This window comes from Micromonospora sp. NPDC048935, assembly GCF_043197875.1.
Classification (GTDB): Bacteria; Actinomycetota; Actinomycetes; order Mycobacteriales; family Micromonosporaceae; genus Micromonospora.
Genome location: NZ_JBICTZ010000001.1, coordinates 921214 through 938705, shown reverse-complemented (window position 1 = coordinate 938705; position 17492 = coordinate 921214). Strand labels below are relative to the sequence as shown.

At 68.2% G+C, this 17492-nt stretch carries 11 protein-coding genes; all 11 read right to left on the bottom strand.

Annotated features, from left to right (window positions below):
• Positions 1–831: 831 nt before the first annotated feature.
• The 11 genes from mmsB to ACGFIW_RS04660 all read right to left on the bottom strand — a co-directional run bounded on the left by mmsB (position 832) and on the right by ACGFIW_RS04660 (position 17383).
• Complete coding sequence (gene mmsB, locus ACGFIW_RS04710; protein ID WP_393310935.1) at positions 832–2082, bottom strand: multiple monosaccharide ABC transporter permease; 1251 nt, start codon at positions 2080–2082, stop codon at positions 832–834.
• Positions 2079–3617: a multiple monosaccharide ABC transporter ATP-binding protein gene (gene mmsA / locus ACGFIW_RS04705; protein ID WP_393310934.1), complete on the bottom strand. Its 1539-nt coding sequence runs from the start codon at positions 3615–3617 to the stop codon at positions 2079–2081. Before mmsA ends, mmsB begins: the two co-directional genes overlap by 4 nt.
• A 79-nt stretch (positions 3618–3696) precedes the next feature.
• A complete protein-coding gene (chvE, locus tag ACGFIW_RS04700) occupies positions 3697–4839 on the bottom strand; it encodes a multiple monosaccharide ABC transporter substrate-binding protein (RefSeq protein WP_393310933.1) in 1143 nt (380 codons plus the stop codon).
• A 445-nt stretch (positions 4840–5284) separates the two neighbouring features.
• Complete coding sequence (locus ACGFIW_RS04695; RefSeq protein ID WP_393310932.1) at positions 5285–6955, bottom strand: glycoside hydrolase family 27 protein; 1671 nt, start codon at positions 6953–6955, stop codon at positions 5285–5287.
• Between the two features lie 263 nt (positions 6956–7218).
• Positions 7219–8205 carry a LacI family DNA-binding transcriptional regulator gene (locus ACGFIW_RS04690; protein WP_393310931.1) on the bottom strand — a complete coding sequence of 329 codons (987 nt, stop codon included), beginning with the start codon at positions 8203–8205 and terminating at the stop codon, positions 7219–7221.
• Positions 8206–8624: 419 nt separating this feature from the next.
• Complete coding sequence (locus tag ACGFIW_RS04685; protein WP_393310930.1) at positions 8625–10748, bottom strand: family 43 glycosylhydrolase; 2124 nt, start codon at positions 10746–10748, stop codon at positions 8625–8627.
• A 327-nt stretch (positions 10749–11075) separates the two neighbouring features.
• Positions 11076–12578 (bottom strand): L-arabinose isomerase, encoded by a 1503-nt coding sequence (gene araA, locus ACGFIW_RS04680; protein ID WP_393310929.1) that lies wholly within the window; start codon positions 12576–12578, stop codon positions 11076–11078.
• A 26-nt stretch (positions 12579–12604) separates the two neighbouring features.
• On the bottom strand, positions 12605–13594 hold the full coding sequence (yjfF, locus tag ACGFIW_RS04675) for a galactofuranose ABC transporter, permease protein YjfF (RefSeq protein ID WP_357065297.1): 990 nt from the start codon (positions 13592–13594) through the stop codon (positions 12605–12607).
• A complete protein-coding gene (locus tag ACGFIW_RS04670) occupies positions 13591–14661 on the bottom strand; it encodes an ABC transporter permease (RefSeq protein ID WP_393249047.1) in 1071 nt (356 codons plus the stop codon). The genes yjfF and ACGFIW_RS04670 overlap by 4 nt, the downstream gene beginning before the upstream one ends.
• The gene (locus ACGFIW_RS04665) at positions 14658–16199 is read right to left on the bottom strand and encodes a sugar ABC transporter ATP-binding protein (protein ID WP_393310928.1); all 1542 of its coding nucleotides are present in this window, start codon (positions 16197–16199) and stop codon (positions 14658–14660) included. Before ACGFIW_RS04665 ends, ACGFIW_RS04670 begins: the two co-directional genes overlap by 4 nt.
• Positions 16200–16387: 188 nt before the next feature.
• Positions 16388–17383, bottom strand: coding sequence for an ABC transporter substrate-binding protein (locus ACGFIW_RS04660; RefSeq protein ID WP_393311250.1), 996 nt, complete (start codon positions 17381–17383; stop codon positions 16388–16390).
• Between the last annotated feature and the right edge of the window lie 109 nt (positions 17384–17492).

The following is a 17492-nucleotide window of genomic DNA, read 5'->3' as shown; positions in this document are numbered from 1 at the left end:
GGGCAACACCACCCCCCCCCGCGGCACCGGAACCGGCCACTGCGCGTGTGGCCCCGCGGCGCCGGGGACGGCGCAGCGGGACCATCTCCCCCCGCCCGGCACTGCGCGAGGCCGCAGGGCGGCGGAAGGCGCTCGCCGCGACGAGCCTCGGTTGTCTGTTCGGTTCCCTGTAGAGCTGCCCCAAATCTGGGGCACCGTCGCGAGCCCCAGCCACGAACACCACTCCCAAGCACCACCGCTGCCCGGGCACAAGCACGACCGGCCCCGGACTCAGGCACCACCGCTGCCCCGGGCACAAGCACGACCGGCCCCGGACACAAGCACCACCGCAGCCTCGGACGCAGGCACCACCGCAGTCCCGGACACAGGCACCACCGCAGTCCCGGACACAAGCACCACCGCAGTCCCGGACACAGGCATCACCGCACTCCCGGACACAGGCACCACCACAGTCCCGAACACAAGCACCACCACAGTCCCGGACACAAGCACCACCACAGTCCCGGACACAAGCACCACCACAGTCCCGGACACAAGCACCACCGCAGTCCCGGACACAAGCACCACCGCAGCCCCGGCATCCGGCGCCAGTCACCGCCGTAGGTCGTGGCCCATATGTGGGGCAGCTCTACAGTGCGCCAGACAGGTGCGTCCGACTCCGGCCAGGCAACGGCAACGGCAACGACAACGACGGCGGCAGCGGCACGACGCGCCGGGCCCGGGTGCGCGACGGGCGGCGCTTGGCCGACCCGGTGTGGCCGGCAGGCCCCGCACCGACACGTGCCCCTGTCCGCAGGGCGGGCAGGGGCACGTGTACGTACTGTCGGGGCGTCAGCGGGCCGTGCCGGCCCGGCGCTTGTTGTAGACGTCGAAGGCGACTGCGACGAGCAGGACGAGGCCCTTCACCACCGACTGGGTCGACTGGTCGATGCCCATCAGCTGCATGCCGTTGCTCATCACCGCCATGATCAGACCACCGACCATGGCGCCGACCACGGTGCCCACCCCGCCGGTGACCGCCGCGCCGCCGATGAAGGCCGCGGCGATCGCGTCCAGCTCGAACATGTTGCCGGCGGCGGGCTGCGCGCCGTTGGACCGCGAGGAGTAGATGACGCCGGCCACCGCCGCCAGGAAGCCCATATTGACGAACATCCAGAAGTTGACGGTGCGGACCTTCACCCCGGACAGCGCCGCCGCCGACAGGTTGCCGCCGATCGCGTAGACCTGGCGACCGAAGACGGTACGCCGGGTGAGCAGCCCGTAGACCAGCACGAGCACCGCCAGGATGATCAGCACAATCGGCAGGCCACGGGCGTGCGCCAGCTGCCAGGCGAAGTACATGATGACCGCGCCGACCAGCACGACCCGCGCGACGAACAGCGGGAACGACTCGACGGGCTGCTGGTAGCGGATGCGCGCCACGCGGGTGCGGAAGCCACTCACCGCGTACCCGGCCACGGCGACCGCGCCGATCAGCAGGGTGAAGGCGTCATAGCCCTGCCCGCCGAGCAGTCCGTTGAGGAAGCCCGCCGCGACCTTCTGGTACTCGGCCGGGAACGGCGACAGCGAGATGTTGTCCAGCACCCGAAGGGTCAGACCCCGGAAGAGCAGCATGCCGGCCAGGGTGACGATGAAGGCCGGAATGCCGGCGTACGCCACCCAGAAGCCGTGCCACGCGCCGACCGCGATGCCGACGGCGATCGCGGCCACGACACCGACCCACCAGGGATAGCCCTGCTGGATCACCAGAACGGCGGATACCGCTCCGGTCAGCGCGACGACCGATCCGACCGACAGGTCGATGTGCCCACCGATGATCAGGATGACCATCCCGATCGCGAGCACCAGGATGTACGAGTACTGAAGGACGATGTTGGTGATGTTGCCGGGGCTCAGCAGCACCCCGTCGGTCAGGATCGCGAAGAACGCGACGATGACGACCAGGGCGACGTAGATCCCGCTCTGCCGCAGGTTGTTCAACACCAGCGCCCGCAGGTCGTTCGTCCCGCTGTGCAGAGCGGCGGCGGGTGTGCCGTCCGGAGTCGCCGGGCTCTCCGTCGGAGGGGTCTTGATGCTGGTCACGCGACGAGCTCCTTGTCCTTGGTCATCAGCTCCATGAGGCTCTCCTGAGTTGCCTCGGCCACCGGCATCTCACCGGTGATCCGGCCGGCGGCGAGGGTGTAGATGCGGTCGCACATCCCGAGCAACTCCGGCAGCTCCGAGGAGATGACGATCACCGCCTTGCCGGCGGCCACCAGCCGGTTGATGATCGTGTAGATCTCGAACTTGGCGCCGACGTCGATCCCCCGGGTGGGTTCGTCCAGGATCAGCACATCCGGGTCGGTGAACAGCCACTTCGACAGGACGACCTTCTGCTGGTTGCCGCCGGAGAGCTTGCCGACGACCGCCATGACGCTTGTCGTCCTGATGTTCATCTCCCGCCGGCTCGCCTCGGCAACCTTGATCTCCTCGTTGCCGTTCACCCAGCCCATGCGGGACAACCGGTCCAGCGCGGCGGCGGACACGTTGCGGCGGACGTCGTCGATGAGGTTGAGCCCGTAGCGCTTGCGGTCCTCGGTGACGTAGGCGATGCCGTTGTCGATCGCCTCGGCGACGGTACGCGCCTGCACCTCCCGACCGCGCACGAAGAGTCGGCCCCGGATGTCGCGCCCGTACGACCGACCGAACACGCTCATCGCCAGTTCGGTGCGCCCGGCGCCCATCAGGCCCGCGATGCCGACGACCTCGCCGGCGCGGACGGACAGGGCCACGTCCTCGACGACCATCCGGTCCTGCACCGGGTGCCGCACCGTCCAGTCCTCGATCCGGAGGACCTCCTCGCCGGGGGACGACTCGCGGTCGGGGTAGAAGCTGTCCAGGTCGCGCCCGACCATGCCCCGGATGATCCGCTGCTGGGTCACCTCGTCGGAGCGCATGTCGAGGGTCTCCACCGCGCGCCCGTCCCGGATGACCGTGGTCGAGTCGGCGATGGCGGTGATCTCGTTGAGCTTGTGCGAGATCATGATGCAGGTGATGCCCTGGTCCTTCAGGGCCCGCAGCAGGTCGAGCAGGTGAGCCGAGTCGATGTCGTTGAGAGCGGCGGTCGGCTCGTCCAGGATCAGCAGGCGCACCTTCTTCGACAGCGCCTTGGCGATCTCCACCAACTGCTGCTTGCCGACGCCGAGCTGGATGACCGGGGTGACCGGGTTCTCGTGCAGCCCGACCGACGCCAGCAGCTTGGCGGCGTCGGCGTTGGCCAGGTTCCAGTCGATGAGCCCGAGGCGGTTGCGCCGCTCGCTGCCGAGGAAGATGTTCTCCGCGATCGACAGGTACGGCACCAGGGCAAGCTCCTGGTGGATGATGACGATGCCGTTGGCCTCGCTGTCGCGGATGCCACGGAACTGCATCGGCTTGCCGTCGAAGAGGATCTCGCCGTCGTACGAGCCGGACGGGTAGACGCCGGACAGCACCTTCATCAGGGTGGACTTGCCGGCGCCGTTCTCACCGCAGATGGCGTGGATCTCACCACGGCGTACTGCGAGGGTGACGTCCTCCAGCGCGGTCACGCCGGGGAAGGTCTTCGTGATGCGACGCATCTCGAGGATGGTGTCGTCCATGGTCACTGTCCTCCGTCAGGTCTGGACGGATACGCCCAGACGTCGGGCCCGGCGACGACCGCCGGGCCCGACGATTGGCTTACTTCTTGGCCTGACCGGCGGCGACCTCTTCCGCCGTCCAGTAGCCGGAGTCGATCAGCGCGGTCTTGATGTCGTCCTTGTAGACCGTGACGATCGGGAGCAGGTACGCCGGGACGACCTTGACACCGTTGTTGTACGTCTTGGTGTCGTTGGCCTGCGGCTCCTTCTTCTGCAGGAACGCCTCGGCGGCGTTCACGGCCTGGTCGGCCAGCAGACGGGTGTCCTTGAAGACCGTGGAGCTCTGCACGCCGTCGTTGATCAGCTTGATCGAGGCGATCTCGGCGTCCTGGCCGGTCACCACCGGGAGCTTCTTCGCGCCGGTGCCGTAGCCGGCGTTCTGCAGGGCGGTGATGATGCCCCGGGAGATGCCGTCGTACGGCGACAGCACTCCGTCGACCTTCGAGCCGTCGTTGTAGCTGGAGGTGAGCAGGTTCTCCATGCGCTTCTGCGCGGTCTCCTGCTGCCACCGCAGGGTGGCGACCTGCTCGGGCGTGGTCTGCTTGGACTTGACGACCAGCGTGCCGTCGTCGACGAACGGCTTCAGCGTGTCCATCGCACCGGTGAAGAAGTACTGCGTGTTGTTGTCGTCGAGCGATCCCGCGAAGAGCTCGACGTTCAGCGGCCCCTTGGCGGTGCCCTTCGAGCCGTCCTTGTTCAGCAGGCCGAGACCGACGAGCAGCGCGGTGCCCTGGGCGACGCCGACCTTGTAGTTGTCGAAGCTGACGTAGAAGTCGACGTCCTTGCTGCCGCGGATCAGCCGGTCGTAGCTGATGACCGGGATCTTCGCGGCCGCGGCGGCCTGCAACTGGCTGCTGAGTGCCGTGCCGTCGATCGCCGCGATGACCAGGACGTCAGCACCCTGGGTGATCATCTGGTCGACCTGCTGCGACTGCGTGGGGATGTCGTCGCCGGCGTACTGGAGGTCGACCTTGTAGCCCTTCGCCTCAAGCTTGGACTTGACGGCGTTGCCGTCGGCGATCCACCGCTCCGAGGTCTGGGTCGGCATCGACACACCGATGGTCAGGTCGCCAGGCTTGGCGTCGCTCTTGTCGTCACCGCTGCCGGCACCCCCGCCACTGCACGCTGCCATACTCAGCGTCAGCATCGCGCCGCCGAGAGCAACCAGGAATCTCCTGCCCACGGGCTTCTCCTCTCTGGACTCCCCCGTCGAGTGCCGGGGCCAACTGTCACCTTTCGGGGTAGTGTTAGCGCTCACATACGACACGTCAACACTAGATCCGAAATACCGGTGTCACGGTCTCGTAACGGAGGCGTCCCAAGCGGCGAGGCCGGCGCCCGGAGGTGCCCGGACCTGGGAGCACGGCGGTGAGCGGCACCGGAGCGGACGGCCGCCGAACGGGCCCGTCGACCGCGCCGAACGGCCCGCCCGGGCCGGCCGCCGGGCCGCGGGACCGCCACCGGATACGACCGCCCCGCAGGATCCCCGTCGGGTGGCAGAACCGCCAGCCCGGACGACCGCCGGACGCGACGGTGCCCGTGGACGACGGGCGTCGTCCACGGGCACCGGGGAGTGCGGTCGGATCAGGTGGGCTGCCGCGACCTGGTCGGTCGACGGACCCGGTCGGCTATCGCTGCGTCCACCGCTGGTTGGCCGCCGCGGTGCAGTTCCAGAGGATCACCGTGGTGCCGTTGGCCGTGCCGTTGCCGTTGACGTCGAGGCAGAGCCCGGACTGGGCGCCGCTGATCGTGCCGTTGGCGTTGATGTTCCACCGCTGGTTGGCCCCACCGTTGCAGTCCCAGATCTGCACCTTGGAACCGGCCGCGGCGTTCGCCGGCGCGTCCAGGCACTTGCCGAGCGACTGCAGGGTCTGACCGTTGACGGTCCAGCGCTGGTTGGCGGCGCCGTTGCAGTCCCAGATCACCGGCTGGGTGCCGTTGGCGGTGTTGCTGTTCGGAACGTCCAGGCAGCGGCCGGAGGCGGCACTGGCGAGCGCACTCGACGTGCCCGGCGGCGGGGTCGTCGGCGGCGCGGTCGTCGGAGGAGTGGTCCCCCCACCGCTGACCCGGTAGACCACCGTGCCGTGCGCCGGAACGCTGGCGCTGATGGTCCCGCTGGAGGAGGTGGTGGCACCGGACCACGCCTCGACCAGGGTGAACGAGCTGCCGGACTTGCCGACGGCGGCGGCCGTCGTCGAGATCGTCGTCGTCGAGCCACCCTGGTTCAACAGGGCGACGGCGACGTCACCGTTGGCGAGCCGCTTGGCCAGCACCCGGCGGGTGCCGTCGAACGACACCTGCGTCCCCTGCAACCCCAGCGAATCCTGGTTGATCGCGATCAGGTTGGCGTTCTTGAGGATGGTCTGCGTCGCGGCGTTCATGTTCCGGACGTCGTTGCCGGCGATCAGCGGAGACGCCATGATCGCCCACATGGCGAAGTGGCTGCGCATCTCCGTGTCGTTCATGCCGCCGCGGCCGACCTCCATCATGTCCGGGTCGTTGAACCCACCCGGCCTCGCGTAGGACGCCAGCGGAACGGTCACGTTGATGATGTTCTGGATGCCCATCGGGTAGCCGTTGGTCTGGCCGGTGTCCCAGGCGTTGGTGATGTCCTCGGTGGTACGCCACATGTTGGCCACGTCGCCCCAGTTGCGCTGCGGGCCGGTCTTGGCGTGGATGCTGTTCGGGTTGATGCTGTAGACGATCGGTCGACCGGTGGCGGCCAGCGCGTCCCGCATCTTGGCGAAGGTGGCCACCTGGTCGTTGATGCTGCCCTCCGGCGAGCACCAGTCGTACTTGAGGTAGTCGACGCCCCAGGCGGCGAACTGGCGGGCGTCCTGCACCTCGTGGCCCCGGCTGCCGGTGGCGCCGGGGTAGGAGTTGAAGTACTGCGCGCAGGTCTTGTCGACCGGCACCTGGTAAATGCCGAACTTCAGGTCCCGTGCGTGCAGGTAGTCGCCGAGCGCCTTCATCCCGCTGGGGAACCGGGTGGGGTCGCCCTGGATGTTGCCGGAGCTGTCCCGGTTGGGGTTGAACCAGCAGTCGTCGACCACGACGTAGTTGTAGCCCAGATCCCGCATGCCGCTGCTGACGATCGCGTCCGCCGTCTGGCGAATCAGCCCCTCGTTGATGTTGCAGCCGAACGAGTTCCACGAATTCCAACCCATGGGGGGAGTGCGCGCCACCCCGTTGTCAAGTGCCTGCGCCGCCGGGGCACGGAGGCCGACCAGAGCACCGGCGACCAGCACTCCGGCCGCCAGTACGCTCCCCCAGCGTCGACCTCGGGTGATGCGGTTCATCGAGCCTCCTTGTCGGTGGCGCCCGCCCGTGACTACGATCGGACTGGTGGGGCGATAGTTGGACGCCGATTCTTGTTAGCGTTAACAGAGACGTCCATCATGTTACGGCCACATTTCACGAGGTTCAATACCTACCGGTAGTTGCATTGCCATCCGTCGATGAGAAAATGCCAGATCCCGATTGAGGGCTGTCTTACCGACGGTGACGAGCCAGCAGCGCGGCGAGGTGCCGTCGACGCCGGAACCCTCCGGTTGGGCCGACGTCAGCGCCGTGGTGGGGCGACGCTCTCGCGGGCGACCAGGGCCGGGGCGATGGTCTGCCGCATCGCCCCGCCGGTGCCCGTCTCGATCTGCGCCAGCAGCATCTGCAGGCTCGCCCGCGCCACCGCGTCGAAGTCCGGGCGGACGGTGGTCAGCGGCGGAATGAAGTACGCCGCCTCCGGCACGTCGTCGAAACCGACCACGCTGATGTCGTCCGGCACCCGCCGCCCGAACTCGTGCAACGCCCGCAGCACGCCCAGGGCGAGATGGTCGTTGGCGGTGAAGACGGCGGTGACCTCCGGCATCCTCGCCAGCATCTGCCCGCACCGGTAACCCGATGCGGCGGACCAGTCCCCCGGCATCAGCGGCGGCGGGTCCACACCGGCCGCCATCAGGGCCTCCCGCCAGCCGCCGATCCGGCCGACGCTGTCGAACCAGTCGAACGGCCCGGAGACGTGCCAGACCGTGCGATGCCCCGCGTCGAGCAGATGTTGGGTCGCCGCCCGGGCACCCGCCACCTGGTCGACGGTCACCAACGGCACCGGCCGGCTCGGGTCGCCGTCGACGGTGACCAGCGGGACGTCCTGGGGAAGGTGCTCCAGCGCCTCACCCGCCGACTCCACCGGCGCGATGACCACGATGCCGGCGACCCGGTGCGACAGGTGCCGTTCGACGGCGGCCGAGATGGAGCGGTGGTCCAGGTTTCGCACGCTGCCGACACTGACCGCGAAACCCTCCTCGGCGGCGGTCTGCTCCAGAGCGGCCAACAGCGACGCCGGACCGTAGAGGGTCGTGTTCTGTGCGACCACACCGATGACCTGGGACCTGCCGGTCACCAGGGCACGAGCCGCGCCGTTCGGGCGGTAGCCGAGTTCGGCGATCGCCGCCCGCACCCGGAGCCGGGTCTGCTCACGAACGTTGGGGTGCCCGTTGAGCACCCGCGACACCGTCTGATGGGAGACACCGGCCAGACGAGCGACATCTGTCATCGCGGGACCGTGGACGGCCATTTCACTCTCCCCGCTAAGTCTCGGGCCCGCGGCCCGGTCGACGTCGACTGGAGCGGCATGGCCCGGCCCGATCCCCCTCGCTCAGCCACCACGCCGGTGCCGAATCCCAGGTGACCAGCGCTGAATCGCCGTCAGTCTACGCCAGCAAACGCTTCGAATACGGGACGGCTGTGCCCGGATGTGCTACGCATCGAAGCCGCACAAGGCTTTTCCCACCCCGCGTACGCGACCAGCCGGCCCGCGGTTGCGGGCTGCGGTGGCACGTCAACCTGCTCCACGCTCCTGGAGAGAGCGTGGAGCAGGCCGACTGTGCACCGGGTGGTGGCGCCGACCGCACCTGCCGGGCAGGCAGACGCTCGTCGGCGCCACCGGTCAAACCGATGGTCGTGTGACTGGTGTCACGGTGTCGTCAGGTCGAACCTGCGGACCGTGACCGCGCCGCCGAGTGCCTGCGTCGCGTGGTTGAAGATGGCGAACCGGTAGCCCATGAAGAACTGCCAGTTGTTCGCCAACGTCAGGGCGTTACCGAACGAGGTGAAGTTCACCCCGTCCGTGCTGTACGAGAAGCGGGCCTGCCGGCCGGACCCCGGCCTGATGTCGGCGTTGGCGCGCAACCAGATCCGACCACCCGAGACGGCGGTGCTCGCCACCTCACTGCCGGTGCTCGTGGTGTTCCAGCTGCCGTCCATCGTGAGCCCGTTCTGCATGACCAGACGGGTCGACCCGTTGTCCTTCCGGACTCCGATCCAGGCCGACGAGTTGCGCAGCACCGCCAGGCCGGTGCGGTCACCGTCGCGCATCGTCGAGTAGTCCAACTCGATGGTGGCCGTCGAGGTGGGGCCCTGGATCCGGTGGGTCAGCGTGTTACGCGCCTTGTACAGGTCGCCGGTGACGGTGGCGGTCTGTAGGTTCAGCCCGTTGTTGACCGACCACCTGCTGTTGTCCGGGTTGTGGTTCCACTCCCACTGCGGGCCGAGGGTGGTGCCGGCGAACGTGTCGGTGCCGGTGAGCGGCTTGACGGCTCGTGGCGGCGCGGGCAGGTTCGGCTTCGGGTACGAGGAGCCCCACGTGCCGTTGACCGTCTGCAACACGGGCCAGCCGTCGCCGGTCCAGGTGATCGGCGCCATGGCCGGCATCCGACCACCGGGGTACGCGTCGACGAACGACATGTAGTACCAGTCACCGTTCTGGGTCTGCACCAGCCCACCCTGGTGCGGCACGCCGCCACCGGAGATCGGGCCGGGCAGGTTGAGCAGCACCTGACGCTGCTCGTACGGGCCGAACGGGCCGTTTGTCGACTTCAGCACGTACTGGCCGTTGGCCGGGCGGGTGAGCCAGATGTAGTAGGCGCCGTTGCGCTTGTAGAACCGGGCGCCCTCCAGCGTCCCGATGCTCGACGGCGTCTGGTACACCTGCTGGGCGCGGACCTGGGACTTCCCGTCCGCGGACAGCTGCGCCACGCTGATCGTGCCGTTGCCGTACGCCACGTACATGGTGTCGTTGTCGTCGATCAGCATGCCGGCGTCGTAGTAGCAGTTGGGGATGGTGGTGTGCTTGCTCCACGTGCCGTCGACCGCCGACGCGGTGTAGATGTGGGTCTGCGCGAAGTCGATGCACCCGGCCCAGTAGTACGTCTTGTTGCTCGGCCGGTAGTTCAACGTCGACGCCCAGATCCCGTCGACGTACGCGTTGCTGCCGCCGCTCATGTCGTACTTCGAGCCGAAGTCGAGCTTGGGCACGGAGTGCCCGGCGAACTCCCAGTTGACCAGGTCGTACGAGCGCAGCACCGGCGCACCCGGGGAGTAGTGCATGGTGGACGCCGACATGTAGTAGGCGTTGTCCACCCGGATGATGTCGACGTCTGCGAAGTCCTGCCAGACCACCGGGTTCGAGTACGTGCCGTTCGACGGGGGCGGCGAGGTGGGCGGTGGCGTCGTGGGGTCGCCCCCGCCGTCGACGCGGACGAGCTGCCACTGCTGGTTGGTGCCGTTCCAGTCGGCGTACTGCACGATGTTGCCACCGTCGGCGGTCGAGGCGCCCTGCACCTCCATCACCTTGTTGCTGTTGCGGTTGATCAAACGGACGTAACCGCCGTCCGAGTCGGCCAACCGGAACTGCTGGTTGGTGCCGTTGTTGTCGGACCACTGGACGATCGCCCCGCCGTCGGCGGTCGAGCGGCCGGAGACGTCCAGCACCTTGCCCGACAGCCGCGACTTGAGCCGGTAGTAGCCGCCGCCGGAGTCGACGAACTGCCACTGCTGCTGGTTGCCGTTGTTACGCGTCCACTGGGTGATCCGCGCGCCGTCGTTCGTGGCCATGTTGTACACGTCCACTGCCTTGCCACTGTTGCGGTTCACCAACACGTACCAGGCGCTGGTGTCGACAGTTGCCGCCGACGCGGGCGCCGCGGCCACCGCTGCGGCCGCGCCACCGACCACCAGCACCATCGCGGCGACGGCGAGTCTCGACAGCAACCCGCGCCGTCGTGGCGCACCCCGGGGAACCCGACCGATGGAAAGCATGATCCTCCTCTGCTGACGCGAACCGTGCGGTCTGGGCCGGCGTCCGCGGCACCGGGCGGGGCACCGAACTGACCAAGCCCGGCCATGTGATCGCTAACACCGGTCGCCCGACCGTCGCGGTGACGAGGTGCCGAAACCGCGGGATAGGACACGCGCGCGGCCGGGCCAGCCACGACATCGACCATCTTGGCTATAGACTGTGAGCGATAACATGCTGTTAGTCAAGGCGTAACACAACCGCCTCGCGGACCTGCTGACACACACGCGAACGGGTGGTCCACCCCCGCCCGCAGGCAGGGGTGGACCACCCGTTTCGGACCGCGTGGGTCAGAAGCCGCGGGCCAGCCGGTAGTAGGCCTGGTTCCAGCGCAGCTCGTCGGCGAAGCGGCGGGGCTCCGTGTCGGCGTCGATGACGACCAACTCCGTCCGGCTCATCTCCGCGAGATCGTGCAGCTCCTCCACACCCACCGCCTGCGACAGCACCGTGTGGTGCGGGGCGCCAGCGGTGATCCACGACTCGGCCGAGACCGGCAGGTCCGGGCGCGGACGCCAGACGGCACGGGCGACCGGCAACCGGCGCAACGGCTGCGGCGGGGCCACCACGTCGATCTCGTTGGCCACCAGCCGGAAGCGCTCCCCCATGTCGGCCAGCCCGAGCACCACGGCCGGACCGGGCGCGGCGTCGAACACCAGCCGGACCGGGTCCTCCCGGCCGCCGATGCTCAACGGGTGGATCTCCACGTTGGGCACGTCGGAGGCGATGGTCGGGCAGACCTCCAGCATGTGGGCGCCGAGCACCAGCTCGTTGCCCGGGGTGAGGTCGTAGGTGTAGTCCTCCATGAACGACGTGCCGCCGCTCACGCCCACCGACATCGCCTTGAGGGTGCGGACCAGGACCGAGGTCTTCCAGTCGCCCTCACCGCCGAAGCCGTAACCGTCGGCCATCAGCCGCTGCACGGCGATGCCGGGGAGCTGACGCAGACCACCGAGATCCTCGAAGTTCGTCGTGAAGGCCCGGAACCCGCCCGCGTCCAGGAAGGCACGCATGCCCAGCTCCACGCGCGCGGCGTAGCGCAGCGAGTCGTGCTGCTCACCGCCGGGCAGCAGCCCGCCGACGATGCGGTAGGTGTCCTCGTACTCCTTGACCAGGTCGTCCACCTGCGCGTCGGTGACCTCGCCGACCACCTCGACCAGGTCGTTGACACCGTAGGTGTTGACCGAGACCCCGAACCGCAGCTCGGCCTCGACCTTGTCGCCCTCGGTCACCGCGACGTCGCGCATGTTGTCACCGAAGCGGGCCAGACGCAGCGACCGCATCGCCGACCAGCCCAGCGCCGCGCGGGCCCACGCCCCGATCCGAGTGGTCACCCGCGGGTCGCTGACGTGCCCGGCCACCGTCTTGCGGGCCACACCGAGACGCGTCTGGATGTACCCGAACTCCCGGTCGCCGTGGGCGGCCTGGTTCAGGTTCATGAAGTCCATGTCGATGTCGTTCCACGGCAGCAGAACGTTGGCCTGGGTGTGCAGGTGCAGCAGCGGCGTCTGCAACGCGTCCAGACCGGAGATCCACATCTTGGCCGGCGAGAACGTGTGCATCCAGGCGATGACCCCGACGGCACCCTGGGCGGCGGCGTCCCGGCAGACCTGCAGGATCTCACCGCTGTTGGTCAGGACGGGCTTCCAGACCACGCGGGCGGGGATCTGCGGCGAGTCGTCGAGCGCGGCCGCGATCTGGCGAGACTGCTCGGCCACCTGGCGGAGCGTCTCCTCGCCGTACATGCCTTGGCTGCCGGTGAGGAACCAGATCTCGGGTTCGGTGTGTGGTGCCATGGAGTTGCCTTCCGCGAGAGGGGCGGTCACTTGTAACGGATTCCGATGAGGCGCTGGAGGAGGATGAACGCGAACAGCAGGCCGCCGATCACGATCTTGGTCCACCAGGAGTTGAGGCTCCCATCGAAGGTGATGAGGGTCTGGATCACGCCCAGGACCAGTACGCCCAGCACCGTTCCGAAGACGTAACCCGCACCCCCGGTGAGCACGGTGCCCCCGATGACGACGGCGGCGATGACGTCCAGCTCCATGCCGACGGCGATCAGTGGCGCACCGGAGAGGGTGTAGAAGGACAGCAGGATCCCGCCGATCGCGGAGCACAGACCACTGATCGTGTAGACGGCGATCCGGGTCCGGCCCACCGGCAGGCCCATCAGCAGGGCCGACTGGGGGTTGCCGCCGATGGCGTACACGTTGCGTCCCAACCGGGTGTAGGCCAGCGTGTACGCGGCGACGGCGACCACGACGAAGGCGATCAGCACGCTGATCGACACGAAGTTGCCCTGCGGGTTACCGATCCGCTCCTGCGACATCGAGGTCCAGAAACCGTCGGTGATCGGGATCGACGCACCGGAGATGAACGTGCACATGCCCCGGGCGAAGAACATCCCGGCGAGCGTGACGATGAACGGCTGGATCTCGAAGAAGTGGATGGCGCAACCCATCAGCAGACCGAGCGTCGGGCCGATGAGCAGGGCGATGACGAGCACCAGTGCCGCCGGCATGCCGTCCTGTAGCAGCGCGGCCGACACCATCGCCGTCATGGCGACGACCGACCCGACCGACAGGTCGATGCCACCGGTGAGGATCACGAAGGTCATACCCACCGCGACGACGAGCAGGAAGCCGTTGTCGATGAAGACGTTGAAGATGACCTGCACGTTGGAGAACGCCGTGTACTGCGACACCCCGATGGCGTACATGACCAGCAGCAGGGCGAGCGTCGCCAGGACCGGTATCTGCTTCCTCGGCAGCCGGAACCGGTTACGACCGGCGGTAAGCGTTCCAGTGGTCATGCCGGCACCTGCTCCTTCGGCTTGTCGGCGATGGGGGCGGACGGCGGAACACTGCGCCTGCGGCGGGCGAACCGGGCCCGGAAGGCCGGTGCCTGGATGAGGCAGACGGCGATGACGACCACCGCTTTGAACAGCAGCGACGTCTGCGGCGAGATGTCCATGGCGTACACCGTGGTGGTCAGGGTCTGGATGATCAGCGCCCCGATGATCGTGCCGCTGAGGAAGAACCGGCCGCCGGCGAGGGACGTGCCGCCGATGACGACCGCGAGGATCGCGTCCAGCTCCACCCAGAGACCGGCGGCGTTGCCGTCGGCGCTGGAGACGTTCGCCGTCATCATGAAGCCGGCGACGGCGGCGCACGCGGCGCTGATCACGTACACGAGGAAGATGACCCGGCCGGACCGGATGCCGGACAACCGGCTGGCCACGGCGTTGCCACCCACCGACTCGATGATCATGCCGAGCGCGGTGCGCCTGGTGAACGCGGCGACGAGCAGGGCCGCGGCGAGAGCGATGAAGATGGCCAGCGGCAGGGTCAACGCGTGGCCCAGGCCGATCGCCCGGTACGGCTCGGAGTTGATGGTGATGATCTGACCCTCGGTGATCAGCTGGGCGAGACCCCGGCCGGCGACCATCAGGATCAGGGTGGCGATGATCGGTTGGATGCCGATCACGGCCACCAGCACCCCGTTCCAGGCGCCGAGCACGAGCGCGACCCCGAACGCCATCGCGAGGGCCGTCAGCACCACGCCGAGGTTGTTCTGGTCGGGCTGCTTGCTGATGTACATGCAGGCGATCGCGCCGCTGATCGCGCAGAGCGAGCCGACCGACAGGTCGATGCCACCGGTCGAGATCACCAGGGTCATGCCCAGCGCGACGAGGATCAACGGTGCGCTCAGCCGCAGGATGTCGATCGGCGTGCCGTACAGGTGCCCGTCCTTGAGCTCGATGGACAGGAACCCGGGCCGGTAGATCGTGTTCGCGGCGAGCATGACGACCAGCACGGCGGCGGGCCAGAACAGCCGGTGACCGGTGATCGTCCGGTAGCGGCTCACGGTGTCGCTCATCGGTCTGCCTCCTCGCGGTGGGATCCACTCGCGATGGTCTGCATGATGCGGTCGGCGTTGAGGCTGTCGTCGTTGGGGAGCTGCGCGACCATCTGGCGGTCCCGCATGACGGCCACCTTGTGGCTGAGGCGCAGCACCTCCTCCAACTCGGCGGAGATGAACAGCACCGCCATACCCCCGTCGGACAGCTGGGTCACCAGCTTCTGGATCTCGGTCTTCGCGCCGATGTCGATGCCCCGGGTCGGCTCGTCGAGGATCAACAGCCGCGGCTCGGTGATCAGCCACCGGGCCAGGAGCACCTTCTGCTGGTTGCCACCCGAGAGGTTGCGGACCGGCACCTCCGGGTCCGCGGGCCGGATGTTGAGCGCCTTGATGTACTTGTCGACAAGCTCGTCCTGACGACGACGCGGGATCGGCCGCAGCCAGCCGCGGGCCGCCTGCATGGCGAGGATGATGTTCTCGCGGACCGACAGGTCGGCGACGATGCCCTCCGCGCGGCGGTTCTCCGAACAGAAGCCGACGCCGTGGTCGATGGCCTGCGCGGGGGTCCGCAGACTGCTCGGCGTGCCGTCGACAGTGACCTGACCGCCGTCGGTCCGGTCCGCACCGAACAACAACCGCGCGACCTCGGTACGCCCCGAGCCCAGCAGGCCGGCCAGGCCCACCACCTCGCCGGCGTGGATGGTGAGGCTGAACGGCTGGACCGCCCCCGCCCGGCCGAAGTCCGACACCGCCACCAGCGGGGTGCCCTCCTCCAGCTTGGCCAGGTCACGCCGGGAGTGTTCCTCGATGCCCTCGAGGATGTCGAGTTCCTTGCCGATCATCTTCTCCACGAGGGAGAGCTGGGGCAGCTCGGGGGTCAGGTACTCGCCGACGAGCCCACCGTTGCGCAGCACGGTGATGCGGTCCGCGATCTCGTAGACCTGGTCGAGGAAGTGCGTCACGAACAGGATCGCGATGCCCTCGTCGCGTAGTTGCCGCATGATGCGGAACAACTGCGCCACCTCACCGGCGTCGAGGCTGGACGTCGGCTCGTCCAGGATCAGCACCCGGGCCTTGATGTCGATGGCGCGGGCGATGGCGACCATCTGCTGGATCGCCAGGGAGTACGAGCCGAGCGGCGCGCTGACGTCGAGGTCGAGGTCGAGGCGGGTGAGCAGGGCGCGGGCGCGGCGGCGGACCTCACCCCAGCGGACGGCGCCGAGGAGCCGGGGCTCACGGCCGATGAAGATGTTCTCCGCGACCGAGAGGTTGGTGCAGAGGTTGACCTCCTGGAACACGGTGCTGACCCCGGCGGCGTTCGCCTGCATCGGCCCGGTGAAGGAGACCGGCTCCCCGTCCAGGGTGATGGTGCCCTCGTCGGTGTCGTAGACACCGGTCAGCACCTTGATGAGGGTCGACTTGCCGGCGCCGTTCTCGCCCATCAGGGCGTGCACCTCGCCGGGAAGGAGCTGGAAGTTGACGTTGCGGAGTGCGCGCACCCCGGGGAAGGACTTGCTGATCCCGGTCATCGTCAGGACCGGACGGCTATCCGTCATCCCATCAGACCTCTTCTGGGTTGTCGACACGGAAGGGCCGCTACGCGCCCGCAGCGCCCGCCCGGTCGCCCCTGGGGGTCGCTCGGGCGGGCGTGGTACGGGGGTGTTCGCGGGCCGAGCCCGGTCCGTTGCGGGTATGAGAGCGACGCGGCGGGGCCGCCACGCGAGCGCGGCGACCCCGTCGTCGATCAGTACTTACGGTTGGGCAGAGCTTCCTTGGCCTGCGCCTGGGTGAAGGTGGTCTCCTCGGTCTCGATCCGAGCAGGCACCTCCTCGCCGGCCTTGACCTTCTTGGCCAGGTCCATCAGCTGTGGGCCGAGCAGCGGGCTGCACTCCGCGATGAAGTTGAACTTCCCGTCGGCGAGGGCCTGCATACCATCCTTGACGGCGTCGACCGTGATGATGGTGATGTCCTTGCCCGGCACCTTGCCAGCGGCGGTGATCGCCTCGAGCGCACCCAGGCCCATGTCGTCGTTGTGCGCGAACAGCACGTCGATCTGCTTGTTGGCCTTGAGGAACTGCTCCATGACCTGCTTGCCACCGGCCCGGGTGAAGTCACCCGACTGGGAGGCGATGACCTTCAGGTTCGGGTTGGCGGCGATCGCCTCACCGAAGCCCTTCTTGCGGTCGTTCGCCGGCGCGGCGCCCGTGCTGCCCTGCAGCTCGACGATGTTCACCGGACCCGAGGCGGTCTTCTTCTGCTCGACCAGCCACTCACCCGCGAGCCGGCCCTCCTTGACGAAGTCCGAGCCGAGGAAGGTCTTGTAGAGCGACTTGTCGGCCGAGTCGACCGAGCGGTCGGTCAGGATGACCGGGATCTTGGCGTCCTTGGCCTCCTTGAGCACGGTGTCCCACCCGGACTCGACGACCGGCGAGAAGGCGATCACGTCGACCTTCTGCTGGATGTAGTTGCGGATCGCCTTGATCTGGTTTTCCTGCTTCTGCTGCGCGTCGTCGAACTTCAGCTCGATCCCCGCCGCGGTGGCCGCCTCCTTGATCGAGACGGTGTTCGCGGTACGCCAGCCGCTCTCCGCGCCGACCTGCGAGAAGCCCATCGTGATCTTGCCGTCGTCCTTGGTGCCGCCGCCGCCGGTGTCGCTGTTGCCGCAGGCCGCCATGCTGCCGACGAGCAGCACACTGGCGAGGACCGTGGCAGCGCGCCACGGAGCGGAGTGCACTCGCATCTTTCGCATCGAATCTCCTTGGCTCGGTGTGGTGGGGAACCGCGCCAACCGCCGATGTGCAAGGAGCGGCGTACGCGGGTGTTGCGTGCTGCTACTTCGGGGTGGTGCA

Coding starts and splice junctions, on each gene's coding strand:
- mmsA (WP_393310934.1), bottom strand. CDS start 3,617: ATGGACGACACCATCCTCGAGATGCGTCGCATCACGAAGACCTTCCCC.
- ACGFIW_RS04695 (WP_393310932.1), bottom strand. CDS start 6,955: ATGAACCGCATCACCCGAGGTCGACGCTGGGGGAGCGTACTGGCGGCC.
- ACGFIW_RS04690 (WP_393310931.1), bottom strand. CDS start 8,205: ATGACAGATGTCGCTCGTCTGGCCGGTGTCTCCCATCAGACGGTGTCG.
- ACGFIW_RS04685 (WP_393310930.1), bottom strand. CDS start 10,748: ATGCTTTCCATCGGTCGGGTTCCCCGGGGTGCGCCACGACGGCGCGGG.
- araA (WP_393310929.1), bottom strand. CDS start 12,578: ATGGCACCACACACCGAACCCGAGATCTGGTTCCTCACCGGCAGCCAA.
- yjfF (WP_357065297.1), bottom strand. CDS start 13,594: ATGACCACTGGAACGCTTACCGCCGGTCGTAACCGGTTCCGGCTGCCG.
- ACGFIW_RS04670 (WP_393249047.1), bottom strand. CDS start 14,661: ATGAGCGACACCGTGAGCCGCTACCGGACGATCACCGGTCACCGGCTG.
- ACGFIW_RS04665 (WP_393310928.1), bottom strand. CDS start 16,199: ATGACGGATAGCCGTCCGGTCCTGACGATGACCGGGATCAGCAAGTCC.
- ACGFIW_RS04660 (WP_393311250.1), bottom strand. CDS start 17,383: ATGCGAGTGCACTCCGCTCCGTGGCGCGCTGCCACGGTCCTCGCCAGT.